The 16,356-nt window shown below is 65.8% G+C and carries 13 protein-coding genes and 1 pseudogene; 8 read left to right on the top strand and 6 right to left on the bottom strand.

The genetic code is table 11. The features are described from left to right. Positions 1-2: 2 nt before the first annotated feature. Positions 3-1,034 carry a hypothetical protein gene (locus ABZ642_RS22665; RefSeq protein WP_360486875.1) on the bottom strand — a complete coding sequence of 344 codons (1,032 nt, stop codon included), beginning with the start codon at positions 1,032-1,034 and terminating at the stop codon, positions 3-5. A 285-nt stretch (positions 1,035-1,319) separates the two neighbouring features. Between ABZ642_RS22665 and ABZ642_RS22660 the strand changes: the two genes are divergently transcribed. Beyond that, entirely contained in the window at positions 1,320-1,919 is a 600-nt protein-coding gene (locus ABZ642_RS22660; RefSeq protein WP_360486872.1) for an XRE family transcriptional regulator, read from the top strand. 100 nt (positions 1,920-2,019) lie between these two features. Here the strand turns inward: ABZ642_RS22660 and ABZ642_RS22655 are convergent, their stop codons facing one another. Both ABZ642_RS22655 and ABZ642_RS22650 read right to left on the bottom strand, forming a co-directional pair. Continuing rightward, a complete protein-coding gene (locus ABZ642_RS22655; RefSeq protein ID WP_360486869.1) occupies positions 2,020-3,099 on the bottom strand; it encodes an MBL fold metallo-hydrolase in 1,080 nt (359 codons plus the stop codon). Between the two features lie 643 nt (positions 3,100-3,742). Further along, the gene (locus ABZ642_RS22650; protein WP_360486866.1) at positions 3,743-4,228 is read right to left on the bottom strand and encodes a hypothetical protein; all 486 of its coding nucleotides are present in this window, start codon (positions 4,226-4,228) and stop codon (positions 3,743-3,745) included. 330 nt (positions 4,229-4,558) lie between these two features. Here ABZ642_RS22650 and ABZ642_RS22645 point away from each other — a divergent pair, with 330 nt between their 5' ends. Next, positions 4,559-5,812: a hypothetical protein gene (locus tag ABZ642_RS22645; protein WP_360486863.1), complete on the top strand. Its 1,254-nt coding sequence runs from the start codon at positions 4,559-4,561 to the stop codon at positions 5,810-5,812. Between the two features lie 1,033 nt (positions 5,813-6,845). Here ABZ642_RS22645 and ABZ642_RS22640 read toward each other — a convergent pair. From ABZ642_RS22640 to ABZ642_RS22630, 3 genes are all read right to left on the bottom strand, one after another. Beyond that, entirely contained in the window at positions 6,846-9,098 is a 2,253-nt protein-coding gene (locus ABZ642_RS22640) for a tetratricopeptide repeat protein (protein WP_360486860.1), read from the bottom strand. A 29-nt stretch (positions 9,099-9,127) separates the two neighbouring features. After that, entirely contained in the window at positions 9,128-9,565 is a 438-nt protein-coding gene (locus ABZ642_RS22635; RefSeq protein ID WP_360486857.1) for a hypothetical protein, read from the bottom strand. A 428-nt stretch (positions 9,566-9,993) separates the two neighbouring features. Beyond that, positions 9,994-10,365 carry a GIY-YIG nuclease family protein gene (locus ABZ642_RS22630; protein WP_360486854.1) on the bottom strand — a complete coding sequence of 124 codons (372 nt, stop codon included), beginning with the start codon at positions 10,363-10,365 and terminating at the stop codon, positions 9,994-9,996. 700 nt (positions 10,366-11,065) lie between these two features. On the opposite strand from ABZ642_RS22630, the gene ABZ642_RS22625 reads away from it, so the two are divergent. The 6 genes and pseudogenes from ABZ642_RS22625 to ABZ642_RS22600 all read left to right on the top strand — a co-directional run bounded on the left by ABZ642_RS22625 (position 11,066) and on the right by ABZ642_RS22600 (position 16,262). Further along, on the top strand, positions 11,066-11,875 hold the full coding sequence (locus ABZ642_RS22625; RefSeq protein WP_360486851.1) for a TIGR04255 family protein: 810 nt from the start codon (positions 11,066-11,068) through the stop codon (positions 11,873-11,875). Next, the gene (locus tag ABZ642_RS22620; protein WP_360486848.1) at positions 11,872-12,528 is read left to right on the top strand and encodes a helix-turn-helix transcriptional regulator; all 657 of its coding nucleotides are present in this window, start codon (positions 11,872-11,874) and stop codon (positions 12,526-12,528) included. Before ABZ642_RS22625 ends, ABZ642_RS22620 begins: the two co-directional genes overlap by 4 nt. A 171-nt stretch (positions 12,529-12,699) precedes the next feature. Further along, positions 12,700-13,647 carry a hypothetical protein gene (locus ABZ642_RS22615; RefSeq protein WP_360486845.1) on the top strand — a complete coding sequence of 316 codons (948 nt, stop codon included), beginning with the start codon at positions 12,700-12,702 and terminating at the stop codon, positions 13,645-13,647. A 569-nt stretch (positions 13,648-14,216) separates the two neighbouring features. After that, positions 14,217-14,426: pseudogene (locus tag ABZ642_RS22610) on the top strand (tyrosine-type recombinase/integrase); the annotation flags it as partial. A gap of 135 nt (positions 14,427-14,561) precedes the next feature. Then, complete coding sequence (locus ABZ642_RS22605) at positions 14,562-16,019, top strand: aldehyde dehydrogenase (protein WP_360486842.1); 1,458 nt, start codon at positions 14,562-14,564, stop codon at positions 16,017-16,019. A 9-nt stretch (positions 16,020-16,028) separates the two neighbouring features. Next, positions 16,029-16,262: a ferredoxin gene (locus ABZ642_RS22600; protein WP_360486839.1), complete on the top strand. Its 234-nt coding sequence runs from the start codon at positions 16,029-16,031 to the stop codon at positions 16,260-16,262. The last annotated feature ends 94 nt before the right edge of the window (positions 16,263-16,356 follow it).

Genomic DNA, 16,356 nt, shown 5'->3' with positions numbered 1-16,356 from the left:
CCCTAGGCCGCTGTCACGACCGGGGCGATGCCCGCGGACAGGTGGCGGCCCATCCGGCGCAGGGCGTCGTCGCAGGCGGCGGGGTCCTCGCCGACGGCCACCCAGAGCGCCAGCCGGTCGTCGACGGTCGCGTGCGGCCCGGCGGTGACGTGGTGGCCGGCGTCCTGGGTGAGGATCATGCGGTCGGCGCCGGGTTCGCCGGCCGCGTCGGGGGAGAGGGTCAGGTGGTCGAGGCGGCCGGTGGCGGCCGGGTAGGCGAACCGGATCGCGGCCGCCCGCTGCCGGGTGGGCGTGGTGTCCGGCACCTCGCCGGTGGCCAGGGCGGCGGCGACCTGCGCGAGGTCGACGCCGGTGGCGCGTTTGACGAGGAGCGGGATCAGGTCGCCCGGGAGGCACGGGGTGACGTCGGTGACCCGGGGGCCGCGGTCGGTGAGCCGCAATCCGATGTGCAGCACACCCCGGGTGAGGCCGAGGGCGTGCACGGCGCGGTCGACGGCCAGACGCAGGAAACGGTTGTGCAGCAGGCCGTCGTGGGCGTGCACGGTGTGCCGGAGCGGCTGCCGGGCGGGCGCCGGGCCCAGGGTCGTACGGGTGATGGCGACGATACGGATCTCGCCGTCCAGGACGACGGTCTCGGCGCAGACCCTCGGTGTACCCGGGTCGTCGACGGGGACCGTGCCGACGGCGAGCGAGGCACGCAGTACGGCCGGGTCGGCGCAGGCGGCGGCCGTGGCGGGGGAGGGGCCGGGCAGCCCCAACTGCCCGGCGATCCTGGCCGCGGCGACCGTGTGACCGGCCGAGTGGGCCAGCACCCCGCGGACCCGGTGCCGGGCCGCGAACCGCACCACCGCCGACGCCGTCGCCCCGTCCTTGCCGGGGTCCGCCGCCAGGTGACCGGCCAGGCACGGATGTGCCCAGTCGGGCGGCGCGGCGTCCACCAGCACCACGGGGCGGGCCGCGGCGATGCGCGTCAGCACGAACTCGTCGTACGCGCACCGGCGGCCGGCACCGAGGAGCAGGACGGGCTGCGACATCCGTTCGCCTCACCTTCCGGGAGGAGGCGGGGCGGCTGGTCGCCCCGGATGCCGCTCCCCCATAGGCGGCACCCGGGGCGGGTCGGTTCGACCATGGCCTGGTGACGTGATCGTTCCCGATCCTTTCTGGCGAGTCGTCATATGTCAACGATTGCTGCCCCGTTCCGCAGTGACCCTTGTCATGTCTGGTGGCCGGATGGGGGAATTCGATAGCCTCGCGTCTGCTCGGCCGACCGACTGCTCGGCTGACCGATCGGTCAACGACGTGTCTCCTGGGGGACCTTGGTGAGTGACGCCCATGCCCCGCTGACCGGCGTACTGGCACGGCTCGGGGAGCTGACCGGACGGCCCGGGCGGCTGTCCGAGGTGCTGGACGTGGCCGATCTGTCCCACCGCACCGGGATCCCCGTCGGGACCGTCGCCGAACTGCTCGCCGGCGGGACCGCGCCCGAGGCGGGGCTGGCCGAACGGGTGCGGCAGCGGCTGGACTTCATCCGTGAGAACCGGCGCCGGCCCGACGGCAAGCGGTACTCGCTGGGCGAGCTGGCGGCGATCGCCGGCACCAGCAGGCAGTGGCTGAGCGAGTGGCGCAAGAGCGGCATGCCGGGCCTCGAACACACCGACCGGCTGAGGAGGTTCTTCGGGCTGCCGCCCGGCTTCTTCACCGCCGACGAGCCCGAGGCACTGTACGAGGCGCTCCAGCCGGTGTTGCAGGGGCTGGAGGCACAGGCCGACCCGCTGTCCCGGCTGCGCGAGAGCGGCCTGGTCCGGCTGGCCGCCCGCGCCCCGCAGATGAACGCACGCCAACTCACCACCCTCGCCGACCTGGCGGAGATGCTGATCACATCCGAGGCGGCCGTCAACCAGCCCGCCAACCAGGTCTGAACGGGTCCGTCCTACGACTCCGAGGACCGCCGGCGGGCCGCTGTGACAGGAGGTATCCGTCCGTCCTCGTGCCCGACACGCCTGACGGCGGGGGGCTCCGCTACACCGCCACGTAGGTGGCCGGCTCGCTCCCCGTCACCGGCTCCACGAGCCCCAGTTTCACCAGGCGCCGCAGATGGGCCTCCGCCTCCGAGACGGCGATGTTCCGCGATCCGTAGGGGATCTGCTCCCAGGGCCGGTTCCACTCCATGCGTACCGCCAGCTCCCAGAGAGTCAGGGGCTGTTGCAGGAGGGTGCGGAGGGCGGTGAGGCGTTCCTCGTGGTGGGCCAGGAGCTCCCGTACCCGTGCCGGCGCGTCGGTGAAGGTGTACTGGTGGGCCGGGAGGACCTCGGCGGGGGCGAGACGGCCGATGCGTTCCAGGGAGTCGAGGTAGTCGCCGAGGGGGTCGGTGACGGTCGCGTCGTCGGGATCCTCGTAGAGACCGATGTGCGGGGTGATCTCGGGGAGCAGATGGTCGCCGGAGAACAGGCGCCCCAGGCCCGGGAGCCGGGCCGGGTGCTCTTCCTCCAGGTGCAGGCAGACATGGCCGGGCGTGTGCCCCGGCGTCCAGATGGCGCGCAGCCGGCGGCCGGGCAGGCCGAGCAGTTCACCGGGGAGGATCTCCCGGTCGGGAAGGGCGGGGGACAGGCCCGGCGGAGAGCTGCGTCGCCGGGGTCCGCCGTGCAGCGGTGCCACGTGTTCCTCGGGCGCACCGGCGGCCGTCAGCTTCGCCGCCATGTAGGTGAACCACCGCTCGGGCCGGGTCTCCCGGGCCCGCCGCACGATGGCCGCGTCGGCCGCGTGCATGGCGATCCAGGCCCCGGAGGCGTCCCGCACCCGCCCCGACAGCCCGTGGTGATCGGGGTGATGGTGGGTGATGACGACCCCGTGCACCTCGCCGACCCCCGCACCGCACGCCGCCAGCCCCGCCACCAGCACGTCCCACGACCCGGGATCGTCCCAGCCGGTGTCGACAAGGACCGGCCCACGATCGGTGTCCACGACGTACACCAGCGTGTGGCCGAGGGGATTGTCCGGAATGGGAACCTCGACGGACCGTACGCCCCCGCCGTGATCGTGAACGGTCACCTCCGGCCGCACCGCCGCGGACTCGTCCCGCTCGCCCTGACTGTTCGCCATTCGTCGCCCTCCGCCCCCGCACCGCCTCACGGCCATTGCTCACTATAACTAGAACTGGTTTCAATGGGTGCTCAAGTCGACCGACACTATGGGATGTTGGGCTGACCTGCGCTGATGTCCGCACCACCTGTCGCCGCTTGTCGACGTTGGTCACTGCCGGACGGCCCAGATACGGCCCAGCCCGCGAAGCGGTGGTTGCTGCACTGACTGCTGTACGGCATCTGTGGTCCGGCGCTTAGAAGATGCGGGCATGCCCTGGTGAGGCGGTCCGCTCGTTCTATGCCGGCACCGTGCCGGGTTGCCGAGTGCCGCTGCCGTCCGCCGTCGTTGCCGCCAGCACCGCCGTCACTGCCGTCGGTGGCGCCGCCGTGTGACCACCGCATTAGGAGTTCGATCACGCGCGCGGTTCGGTCCTGCTCGCGGGTGCTATCTCGCCCTGGTCGGCCCGTCGATCAGTGCCGGGGTCCGTGTCTGTTCGCCCTCGTTGATGTCAGCCGTGGATTTCACAAGCCTTCTGATCCGTAGCTCAAAGTGGATCGGTCAGAAACGGTCATTGTGGTTGCTGCGCGGTCCTGCACGGTGGCTACTGGACGGAGGCGGTCGCTGTGGTTGCTGTACTTCCGTGCTGTACGGGGCGCGGCAGCTACCCCGCTTGCTCAAGGGCCAAGCCGCTGCGAGTGGGCTCGGCTCGCCACATGGCAGCCAACTGAGGGTAGGACTCGATGAACCGACGCATCTCTCCCAGCGCAGCCGTCCTGGGCGCTCCGATCTCGTCGTAGTCGAACCCGGTGTCTTGATGTCCCAAGCTGTCAATATCCGCCCACGCCGGGTCCTCGGCGAAGATGAGCTGCAGCTCCACTTTCCAGTACTCCGGCTGCCAGTCGGGGTCATCACGGTCGCTGGCATCGTTGACGGCAAGCAGTCGCCCGAAGGACAGCGAAGGTTGGTCGTCGTTCCAGCCCCACCTGCCCCACTCGACGATGAAGCCGTCACCGTCGTTCTCGGTCCGCTCGATCCCTTGGACCTCGATCTGGAGGAACTCGCCGAAGGCATCCCAGGCGGCGTCGACATCGCGTACGGCATCGGGCTCGATCGCACGCTGCTTCAAGATGCGCGCGAAGACGTCCACGCTGGATCTCCATGGAATGGGCATGCGGGATGCTAGCGCGCTGCTTCAGGCGGCGCAGGGCCCGTCCAGGAAACGTGACGTAGGGCGCACGCTTTCCAACTGTGTTGGTGGGGCGGTGGGTCGCGTGCAGGGGTGTTCAGCTGGGTTCATGGGAGGCCGCTCGTGGGTTGCAGCCGACTCGTGGTTTCGCCTGAACGGTCTTGAACGGCGCTGAATGAGACGGAAACTGAGACGGAGCGGGGGCCGACCTTCACGCCCTGATGGTGTCGGTCCCTCGTGCCATCATCAATTAGAGAGCGGGGGCACGTCGAGACGGAGTAGCTTGGTCCCGTGATCTCCGGCTATCACCTCAAGTGCCACGGATGTGGCGAAGCATTCGTCGCCCGGCTGGGCGTGGAACCGACCCGCGGAACGCGCTTCTATCTGCCGTGCCCGCATTGCGGACTGCCGATCCGAGGCTCGATGTCGGGCACTGAGCTCCAAAACCACCGTATCGACATCGAGTGCGAGGTGCTGAGCGGCTCCGCGCCAGAATCTCCTGATACACGCGTCGTGACTATCAATCCGTTTGTGCCGTCGCGCTACGATGCCGACTCGTTCACCCCGAACGGGGCCTTCCCAACGCTGACGCTCGTCCAGGCCCTCGGCGACGACACCTTCATGGAGTTCAGGTCCGAACGGCATGCGGCGCTCGAGGCGGGCCAAGTCATGTGGCCCAAGGTTCGCATGCTGTTTCAGTACTATCTCCAGGGCAACACCGATATGTTCGCTCGCATCGCACAGCAGCAGCTTGGGCTCAAACGGCAACCGAGCACGAGCCACGAGCGAACGACTGTCGCTTACCAGGCCATGGGAACAGTGACGACGGTGATCACGGGGACCACGGGGACCACCAGCGCGAACGTGATCAGCCGATTCTCGCGGAAGCACTCGGCAGCGATCGAACGACACAGGGATCACCTTCTGACCTTTCGGCGTCGAGGACAGTCCTCGGCGAGTCTGGAGCGAGATGTCTTCACCGAGTTGAACCGTTTCGTAGAGCATCACGAGTCCTGGGAGATGGGGCTCCTCGGGAGGTTCTTCGGGCCGGGCGACAAGGATGCCTTCGACGAACTAGTGCTCTATCGTGACGAGTTCTCGCTGGTGAGGGACCTCTACCAGCACGGATTCGAGCTCGCATGTAAGTGCCTGTGGCCGCTCGTCGCAGCTCAGAACTCGGTGAAGCGCGGGAACCCTGACGACTTCGGCAACGTCCACCCCGACCGTGTACCCGAGAAGCAGCGCCCCAAGAACCTCGATAAGTTCGACAGACTATCCAATGCCTACAAGATTGCATATGTGGCACAAGTGCCAGGATGGGAATCATTTGAGAGCTTGCTCAATAATCGCCGCCGGAACACGATTGGGCACGCGACAGCACATCACGACCTCCAGACAGGCCGCGTCGTCAGCGATGAGAGCCCCTCAGGGATGACGTATCTCGAGTTCCTCAGCGAGGTCCTTGGTGTCTTCGAAGCGCTTTCGACCCTTGCCCAGGTGCTCCGGACCAGCCGTGTTGCTTCCTCGCCAGACTTCGACCTCTGACGCCAAAGATCATTTCGTTAGGAATTCTAACTGATCACGTCAGGATGGATGGGCCGATGGAGTGCATAGAGGTCGAGTTGTTCACCAATGGCGTCAACGATGCTGTGGTTCGCATGCCGGGTAGACGGTTTCCCAGGGTCGTGATGTAGGGCGACTCTCTTCGCATCCCGCGCGGTGACGTGGTCGAGGCGGCGGAGGCATGTGCGCGGGGTGACGTGGATGAGACTCGAGACTGTGCCGGCCTTCTTCTGGCGAACCTGGATGCTCTGCTGACGCGGTACGAGGCTGCGTTGGATGAGCAAGAGATTCCGCGGCCGTACTGAGCTGTCGGACCATCAGCTTGGGAAGCTTGGGTTTCTTGGCGACGGTTGCTGCGCTGACCTGCGGCGGAGTGATGCTGGAGTCCTGGTCGTACCCGGGGCGAGTTCCCGCTGTTCCCCGTGATTCCCCACCGGATCTGGCACGCGAATGGCACAGTGCCTTCGTCTCGAACGTTCCTTGGCGGAGCTGGGCCCAGGAGTGTCTGAGCCTCAGCCGACGACAGTCCGCCACGATGGCGGGTCAGCCGACCGCGCAGGCGCGTGTGCCTCGCTATACCCCTACCGGCCTGGGCCACGCTGTCGGCCGTCAACCAGAGCAAGTCTCGACGGAGGATGCGATGGGTTGCACCTTGCGCGATGACCTCTTCGTCTCGAAGCAACTTGGATGGGGCTCTGCCCTTGAGGTGGTGTCCTCTTCACCTGCGCTGGTGGTCCGCAGACGTTCGCGCTTGTCCGCCGGTGTTCGCAGGCGTTGTCACGCAGTTGGACACTCACATGATGCCGCGTCGTCGCATAGTTCACCGGCTGGGTTGTCGCGCCCGCGACTTCGGAGGCCGCTTGGGTCTCGGGCAACGCAGCAGGTCACGCCCCTGCCAATGGCAGACCAGGGGGAACCAGTCACGGATGGTCCACGGCTCGATGACCACTGATGAGTTGGCGGCGAGTTGTACATCCGACGTCGAATGTGGGACGCGACACTAGGACTACTTGCTTCACGGTGCAGCCTGGGCTCGGAGAGCATGGGCGAGGTTGATGCGGCTTTGCACGGTGTGGGGATGGTTGCCGCCGAGTACCTGCTCGCGCTGCGCGAGTGTGGTTTGGTATAGCGGGATTGCTCGTTCGAGGTATCCCGCCCGCTCGTAAGCGATGGCGAGGTTGTTGCGGCTAATCAGGGTTTGAGGGTGGGTGTCGCCGAGTATCTGCTCGCGCTGGGCCAGAGTGGTCTCGCACAGCAGAATTGCTTGTTCGAGGTATCCCGCCCGCTCGTAAGCCATGGCGAGGTTGTTGCGCCTGACCAAGGTGTCGGGGTGCGTGTCGCCGAGCACCTGCTCGCACTGGTCGACGTTAGTCTCCATCAACGAAATCGCCTGTTCCATATTCCCTATCTGCTGGTAGATGTTGGCGAGGTTGTTGCGGCTGGTGAGGGTCTGTGGGTGGGTGTCGCCGAGCACCTGCTCGCACTGGGCGACGTTAGTCTCCATCAATAAAATTGCCCTTTGCAGATCCATCGCTTCGTAAAGAGCAACAGCGAGATTTCCGCGGCTGATCAGGGTGTCGAGGTGGGTGTCGCCGAGCACCTGCTCGCACTGGGCGACGTTGGTCTCCATCAATGGAATGGCCAGCTTGGACTTCCCCGCCTGTTGGTAAGCACTGGCAAGATTGCTGCGGCTGACCAGAGTCTCGCGATGGGTCTCGCCGAACACCTGCTCACACCGGGCGACAGAATTTTCCATCAACGAAATTGCCTCTCCTAGATTTCCTGCCGACCAATAGGCGCCAGCAAGGTTGCTACGAGCGGTCAGTGTGTCGGGGTGGGCGTCTCCGAGGGCCTCCTCGCACTGGGTGAGAACCTCTGTGCGCAGTGTGGTGCTGTGGGCGTCGCGGCCTTGCCGGTACAGGTACTGGGCGGCCTGGAGATAGGTGTCGGCGGTTTCGGCGGAGGCGGTGGTGTCTGCTGGTGTGGACTCGGCCAGGGCGAGGATGTGGGGGAGCAGGCGTTCCCACAGGGGGGTGTCTTCGGGCTGCGAGTCCTGGGGTGGGGTGGGCAGGGCGTGCCGGACGGCTTGTTCGGCCTCCGTGCGGCCGGGGGCCGGGGGGTGGGTGCCGTTCTGTGGTTGGGGAGGGGTGCGGTTGCGTAGCACGGTCTGGACGAGTCGGTGGACGGTGACGCCTTGGCGGTCGGCGGTGAAACCGATCATGTTGTAGCTGTGCAGTTCACCCAGGGCGTTGCCCAGGACGATCGGGTTGGGAGCGAGGGGCGAGAGGAGGGTGCGGGGGATGTCGTCGGGGGCCAGCCATGCCATGGCGTGCAGGAGGGTGACGGCCAGGGGGTCTCGGTCGGTGATGGCGGTGAGGGTGTGGTCCCAGATCCGGGCAATGGTCCGCTCTGGGCTTGGGACGTCGCGGTCGTCGTCCAGGACGAGGGCGAGAGAGGTGCGGTAAGTGTCGAGGTCGGTACCGGTGCGGTAGGCGTAGGCGCCGGCCTGTTCCAGGGCCAGGGGCAGCCGCCCGAGGTCTTCGGCGAGCCGCTTTGCCGCCTCGCGCTGGCGGCCACTGGCGGCACCGTTCTGGAAGGCGATGGCACACAGTAGGTCGGTCGCCTCGTCCGGAGGTAGCAGACCCAAGGACAGGACGGGGGCCAGGGCGTGCCATCCGGTGGCCCTGCGACTGGTGGCCAGGTGGTGTCCGGTGGGCAGGGTGCCCAGGTAGGGGCCGAGGTGTTCGGGGTCCTCGACGTTGTCAAAGATCAGCAGCCAGCCGGGGTGGGCCTGGAGCCAGGTGATCGCCCATGCCGCCCGCTCGTCCGGCTCGGCGGTGTTGGCCCATTGCGGGCACAGCCGTTCGGTGATCCCGGCGAGGCTGGTCAGGATCGACTCGGGGGAGTCGGCGGTGATCCACCACACCAGTGTGTAGGTGCTGCGGTAGCGGGCGGCGTAGTGCAGGGCCAAAGCGCTCTTGCCCACGCCTCCGAGCCCGGTGATCGTCTGCGCCGACGTCCGCTGCGGCTGCACCACCGCCACGGAGCCCTCGCCCGTCAGCCTCTTCCGCAGCTCGGTCAGCTCCCGCTCACGGCCGACGAACACCCCTGATGTCGCTCTCGGCAGGAACCCGGCCAGCGTTGGCGCTGTCACGGTCTGGGCCGAGTTCACGGCCTCTTTCGGCAGGACCACGACCCGTGTGTTGTCGCCGCTGACCGCGACCTGGATCGACTCGGCCCCGATCGGCCGCTCCCCGGACACGTTCACCCGGGCTGGCTCCCGCGGGGCTGGCGTGCTCACTGCCGCGGCGGATGGATCGCAGTGTTGTCACCGGAAGCCGCGATACCGATGTGCTGCGCGCCGATCGCCCGCGTCCCCGATACGTTCACCGTCAACCCACCCTGCGCTGGCAGCAGCGCCGCCAGCTCACGTGCCAGCTCCGCGTCCTCCCGCAGAGCTCGCTTGATCTGCTGCCGCAGCGCGGCCGCCGCATCCGCGTCCTCCGGCTCCTCGGCGGCCTCCCGCACCGCCGACTCCAGCGCCGCCCGGCCCTCCTCGTCCCGCCGGTGCCACACGAGCTGAAGAATCCGCCGCCCCAACCCCGCCGTGCCCTCGACGGCAGCATCCACCATCACGCCTCCGGCTCGCACGAGCACCGCTGCCCCGTACGCGCCCACCGCAGCCGACAGATACGGCCCGGCCTCCTCTACCAACTGAACGATCTCCGCGCTCACGAACACTCCTGACTGCCCGTCACCCAAAGCTGCTGGAGGCCAAGCGTAGGAACATACGACGTCCCGTGAGTAAAAAACAGCAAAATCACCCGCCGAGGTCCTGTAGCCCACCCCGCGTCCCTCACCACTGCTCGCTGTGGCGCACCGGAGTAGAACACAGAGCCAGGCTCTCTTCGCCACCGACTGAGTGCGATGTTGGCCTGGCAGACACCTACGGAGAGAGTGGGAAGCCGAGTGGAGTTACATGTGGGGGCTACTTCTTCTTGCCCTGGGTGTTGCCGGGGATCTGGGTGAGCTGGGTTTTTGCTGGTCAGGGGCGGCGGGCTCGTGCGCCTGGTGGTCGTCGTTGGTCGTCCTTGGCCGCTGTCGAGCGACCTCGGACGGCCCAGGGACGGCCCAGACAGGGGCGCGGCGGCCCGTTCGGCGGACTACGCGCTGATGGGCAACTCTCGGGCTCGATGGCGTGCTTGGGCCCGTAGCTCCTTCAGGTGACTGTGAAACGCGTTGTGGCGGTTCTGGTCGAGGTTCAACGGTAGGTCGAGCTGAGAGATGAGCTGGGACTCCAGGTCCCATGGTTCGCTCTGCTCGATCCAGCACACTCGCGCGTTGTCCGCCATCCACTGGCTCAGGCTGGCTTCGCCGGACTTGCCGAAGGTCATTCGCTTACCGCTGCCCACGCGGCGCAGCTCAAGTCCGAGCAGACATCCGAGGGTGAGCCGCAGCGTTGAGCCGGCCGCGTTGCCCCGGTAGTGGTAACGCACCCGCTTGCGCAGGTTCTGGGTGCTGGCGCGGTTCGCCATGTGCCGCGGGGCTATCCCGACATACAGAAGGCGCCCGGCGTCCAGGTCCGCATAGGGAGATTGCTTGAAGTGCCACCCGTAGACTCCTGCCGTCGCTGGGACAGGGCTCGGGCGCATCAAGACCTCCTGCGCTGACCACAACCGATCAGGACTGACGAGAGCGGTAGCTTCCACGAAGCCTCCAGGCGTGCCACGGCTGATCGTCGCAGGTTACTGGTCGACGCTGACGGAGCGTCCCTGGCCTGCGTAGCTCGTGACATCAGCTTGGGAGCTGCGAGCGTTTGGGGGCGGTTCGGGTGCTGACCTGGGGGAACGGCCCAGAAGAGACCTCCTCGCGCTCGACCGCTTTCACCGTGGTTCCCCGCCCTATCTGGTGCGGCTGTGGTGCGGTGGACCAGGCTCCCACGGTGCTTACCGCCACTGGGCGGCCTGAAGGCCGGCAACGCCGAAGGACGCCAGACTACTGACGTCGGCAGTCTGAACCCGGTGGGTGCTAGCGCCCGTGAATGACGCCTGCATATTGGGCAGGAGACGTAAGACTGCATCGCTGCCAGCGTGGCATGCGTTGACTGACGTGCGCGGACCCCCACGATCAACAGCGAGAGACGTCAACCAGAGCCGCGGATCATACACCCAGCTAGCCCAAAGGTTCCAGCAACCCTCGTGACGGCGACCTCCAGTGTGAAGTAACGTGTGAAGTATGGGAGCCCGTCAACTTAGCCAACCGTTCGGCGACGAGCCGTACGAAGAAGTACGTCTGCCGGATGCACCCCTCGTGAGGGTGCTATCCCAGCTTCGATTCGAACGCATGTCCGTACTGCAGTCGCCGTCGGCATCCGATGCGTTCGCTGCGGCACTAAGCGACGCATACCCATACTCTGATTCGTCTACTGAGCTCAATCTCCTCGTAGGCGGAGGACAGGTAGCCTCACAGCCCACGTCACAGACCGTTTGGCGTTTGAGGTCAGCAGATAAGACCAGAACGGTTACACTGACAAATGGGGCAATTTCCCTTGAAACGACCGCTTATGTCGGTCGCGGGGATTTTTGCAAGGAATTGCTTTCCGTGGTGGAAGTATTGCAGCGAATCGCGGCGATTCCTTCGTTCGATCGGATTGGAGTCCGATACACCAACCAGCTCACAGGCACCTCCTTGCTTCACCTAGGAGATCTCTTCCGTTCGGAAATCCTTGGCCTCTCCTCTGCATCACTCGGCAACGCCCAATTGCAGCATGCGGTCTCACAAGCCTCATTTCTTCTAAATGACGGCACGGGACTAGTTGCCCAGTGGGGCAACCTTCCCGAGAATTCCGGCTTCGATCCTGGTTTGCCAGTAATTCCAGAGCGCAGCTATGTTCTCGATCTAGATGCATATCGACAGGGCGGAGTAAGCGGTTCTTCGCCTGCAGCCATCCAGGCTGAGGCATTGCAACTTGCAGAGAGGTCCTATCGGTTCCTCAGGTGGGCTGTCACTCTGAAATTCCTAAGAGAATTTGGGGGCGACGTATGATCGAGATCAGCACTGCGGCCGGAGACGGTTCGGCTTGGGACCTTGACGTTGAATCGACCTCAAGCGCGCTTCCTTACACCGCATCGCATCCAGTGCATCCTGCTCCCAGGATCTGGGCTACGGGCCTCATCCTTGCAGCGTCCATGACGACGTCCTGCTTTATCGGTGCTCCGTCGGCTGATGCCCTGACCTTGGGCGACCATACGACTCGCCCAATCGACGCCGTAGCGGAATTCAGCGTTCCGATTGGTGATGTTTCCGTCAGCGGCACGGCCAGTGATGCGCCCAACGCTGAAGGCGAGGACACCCCCAAACCAGACACCGCTGAACTCATCCGAGAGCTGCACGACCAGTCTGGGCTGACGTGGGAGCAACTTGGCAAGATCCTCGGGGTGAGCCGCCGGTCCGTGCACCTGTGGGCTTCTGGCGGCCGGATGAATGCTCGTCATGTCGAGCTGGTCACCAACCTTGCCACGTTGGTTCACCGTGCACCCGTTAGAAGTCCTGAACGCGTGCGCACCTGGCTCCTTGCACCCAACCCCAACGGGCCTAGCCCCGTGGAGGCGTTCAAGGCTCGGCATCGTCCGTCTGGGACAGTAGTTAATGAAGTCGGCTACACTGCAAGCCAGCTAATTGGACAGGATGCTGACTGAACGTCGGGGGTTCGCCGCAGCATGGGTGAGCAAGGCCGTACACCGAGGCAGCAGCCCGGTGGTGAATCAAGTGTCAGGCGCGCACCCTCGCTGATAAAAAGGATCTTCAGCCTGGGGCGAAGGATCTCAGAATCGACCTCCGCTGAAGTTCAGTCCATACCGACGGCATCCATGCCGGACGATCTGGATAAATATCGACAGGGCGACGTACTTGATCTCGCATACGTTCCCGTCTTGACAAATGATGGTCTCGTTCGCGAAGAGCCTACTCCTGAAGGTGTAGTAGTAGTTACGCAGACGTGCGACCTCGTTCTTCGGAAACGCCCCACCCTGCACGTGGCTCGCATCATCTCACTCAACGATATCGACGCTAAGCCTGCAAGAAACGGGCGGCAGCCCAACCTTGTCCACATTCCCGAGTTGGGCGAAAAAAGCTTCGCCGACCTCACTTTTGTGGCAACTCTCGATAAATCTATTCTTTCGCAGGTCAGTGCTCGGCCGGGTGTCTTGCAGATCGATGACGTGAGACGTTTTGGCCAAAGGGTGGGAAGACGCTTTTCGCGGTTCGCCTTTCCTGACGAAGTTGTCCCTTGGCTTCGACCTCTGCAAAAAATTGTCGAGGGAAAGGACGGGAATCTCGACAGTCCGGTAGGATGGGCACTTGATCATGTCGTTTCACTCCGCTTGGAGTGCGAAGAGGGGTGGAAAACTACCCCATACGCCCTGACGCTATGTGTCGTACTAAATCCGGGTGTTATTGCTTCCTTTGAACCTGACGAGCTCCCCGAGTTTCCAGGAGATCTGGCCGGCTGGCTCTACGACAACGAAGGGAACCTTCGTAGGAAGGTTGCAGAGATCGCTCTCCGCTTGAAAGGCGGAGAAAAGCTCATGGGTGCGGCTGAAAGGTACTGGCTTTGGGGGGGCTTCGCGGATGCACTTGCAGCCTTGTGTATCCCGCCAGTAAGTGAGCCTTCTTCCGTCCGCACGGCTGTGGAGGAAGGGCGGATCCGAGGCGATCTCTCAACGAGCGAAGAGTTCTCGTTCGAGCGATACAGACGTAGTGACGAAATCGACCTTGATCATCTATCGCCCCCGCTGCCTCTACGTGAGGCTAAATAATCTAGGTCGGCGGAGCGGCTTTGGGCTGGAGCTGCTTTGGCGCGAGTGATCATGGCCCCGTAAGCTTCCGGCGCGTCGGGCAGTCTGTGGACCTGCCCGGTAAAGCACGACGTTGGGGCCGTGATCTTCGAGGCTCGCGCCAAAGTGGCTGCCTAAAGCCGCGGAGCCGACCGCCCCAGCCACGACGTAGCCCCTCTCTGGCGTCAGGTGGCTGATTGCTCTGAGCGCGGTACGGGCGCCGGCCGGGCTGGAGCGGGGCGGAGACAGGAGCGAGCCGCACTTGATGAAGTAGGGAAAGTTGTACCGCACCCATTGATCGAAACCGCTCGATCGTGGCCTGTCGGCTCAGCACTCGCCTCGGCTACCGTTCCAGGCATGCCTTCTGCACTGGACACGCCGCAGGGAGCGGCCGAGCTCGCCGAGTCTCTGCTTCCCCAGCTCGGGAACCGTTGGCTGCACACTCAGGCTGTAGCCGCACGCGCTCAAGAGGCTGCCGCGGCTGTGTCGGAGGCTGATCGTGATCTTCTCGTCGCCGCAGCGTGGCGGAGCGGTACAAGGAAGCCCGCTAAGACGGCATGCACGCGCTACGGCACTTCTACGCCTCGGTGCTCCTCGACTCCGGGGAGAGCATCAAGGCCCTGAGCGCCTACCTCGGCCATGCCGACGCCGGGTTCACGCTCCGCACCTACACCCATCTCATGCCGAGCAGCGAGACGCGTACACGCAAGGCCGTCGACGAGATGTACCGGACGGCCCACAAGGGCCCGACGGCCCCCTGACGGCCCACGGCTTTCGCACCCGCCCCTGATCATCGGGAAACCGCTGGTCAGGGGCATTCTTGTCCTGTCCGTGGACTACTTTAACTAGAACTGGTATCAGTTCTGAAACATCGTCAGGAAGGGTGGCGGGGCGCCATGACCGAGTTCCTGGAACATGGGCAGCTGTTCATCGGCGGGGAGTTGGCCGACCCGCTGGGCAAGGACGTCATCGAGGTGGTGTCGCCGCACACCGAGGAGGTCTTCGGGCGGGTGCCGCATGCCTCGCGGGCGGACGTGGACCGGGCCGTCGGGGTCGCGCGGCGGGCCTTCGACGAGGGGCCCTGGCCGCGGATGAGCCTTGCGGAGCGGGTCGAGGTCGTCACTCGGATCAAGGACGCGATCGCCGTACGGCACGAGGAGATCGCGCGGGTGATCTCCTCCGAGAACGGTTCGCCGTACTCGTGGAGCGTGCTCGCGCAGGCGCTCGGCGCGATGATGGTGTGGGACGCGGCGATCAGGGTGGCACGCGACTTCACGTACGAGGAGACGCGCGACGGGGCGCTGGGGAAGATCCTGGTGCGGCGGGAGCCGGTCGGGGTCGTGGCGGCCGTCGTGCCCTGGAACGTGCCGCAGTTCGTGGCCGCCGCCAAGCTCGCCCCCGCGCTGCTCACCGGCTGCACGGTGGTGCTCAAGCCGTCCCCGGAGTCGCCGCTGGACGCCTACATACTCGGTGAGATCACCAAGGAGGCCGGACTGCCGGACGGGGTGCTGTCCATCCTCCCGGCGGACCGCGAGGTGAGTGAGTATCTCGTCTCGCATCCGGGCGTCGACAAGGTCTCCTTCACCGGCTCGGTCGCGGCCGGCAAGCGGGTGATGGAGGTGGCCGCGAGGAACCTCACCCGGGTGACCCTGGAGCTGGGCGGCAAGTCGGCCGCGATCGTCCTGCCGGACGCCGATGTGGCCGCCTCCGTCGCCGGGATCGTCCCCGCGGCCTGGATGAACAACGGCCAGGCGTGCGTCGCCCAGACCCGCATCCTCGTCCCGCGCTCCCGCTACGACGAGTTCGCCGACGCCCTCGCGGCAGCGGCGAGCGCCCTGAAGGTCGGCGACCCGCTCGACCCGGCCACCCAGGTGGGCCCCCTCGTCGCCCGCCGCCAGCAGCAGCGGAACCTGGACTACATCCGGATCGGCCAGGAGGAAGGCGCCAAGATCCTCACGGGCGGCGGCCGTCCGGCGGGTCTGGAGAAGGGCTGGTACGTCGAGCCGACCCTCTTCGGCGACGTCGACAACTCCATGCGGATAGCCCGGGAGGAGATCTTCGGCCCGGTGATCTGCCTCCTACCCTACGGCGACGAGTCCGAGGCCCTGAAGATCGCGAACGACTCGGACTACGGGCTGAGCGGCAGCGTGTGGACGGCGGACGTGGAGCACGGCATCGAGGTCGCGCGGCAGGTCCGTACCGGCACCTACTCCGTCAACACCTTCAGCCTGGACATGCTCGGTCCGTTCGGCGGCTACAAGAACTCCGGTCTGGGGCGGGAGTTCGGGCCCGAGGGCTACAGCGAGTTCCTCGAACACAAGATGATCCACCTCCCGGCCGGCTGGGAGGGGTGAGGGGCCGCCATGGGTGACCGCTGGCACGTCGAGGTCGACCGGTCGATCTGCATCGGCTCGGCCCAGTGCGTCAACCGCGCCACCGGGGCCTTCCGCCTCGACTCCGCCATGCAGTCCCACCCCGTGGACCCGGAGACGGACGCCAACGGCAGGATCCTCGACGCGGCGGAGAACTGTCCGGTGGAGGCGATCACCATCACCCTGCTGGACAGCGGGGAACCCGTCTTCCCACCCGAGGAGTAGCCCCCGGCCGGGGGCCGGCTTCCGTCTGGGGGCTGGCTTCCGGCCGATGTCTGGCTTCTGCCCGAGGAGTAGCTTCCGGCCGATGTCTGGCTTC

Source organism: Streptomyces sp. NPDC007157, from assembly GCF_040634235.1.
Classification (GTDB): domain Bacteria; phylum Actinomycetota; class Actinomycetes; order Streptomycetales; family Streptomycetaceae; genus Streptomyces.
This window is presented reverse-complemented; position numbering and strand designations above follow the sequence as displayed.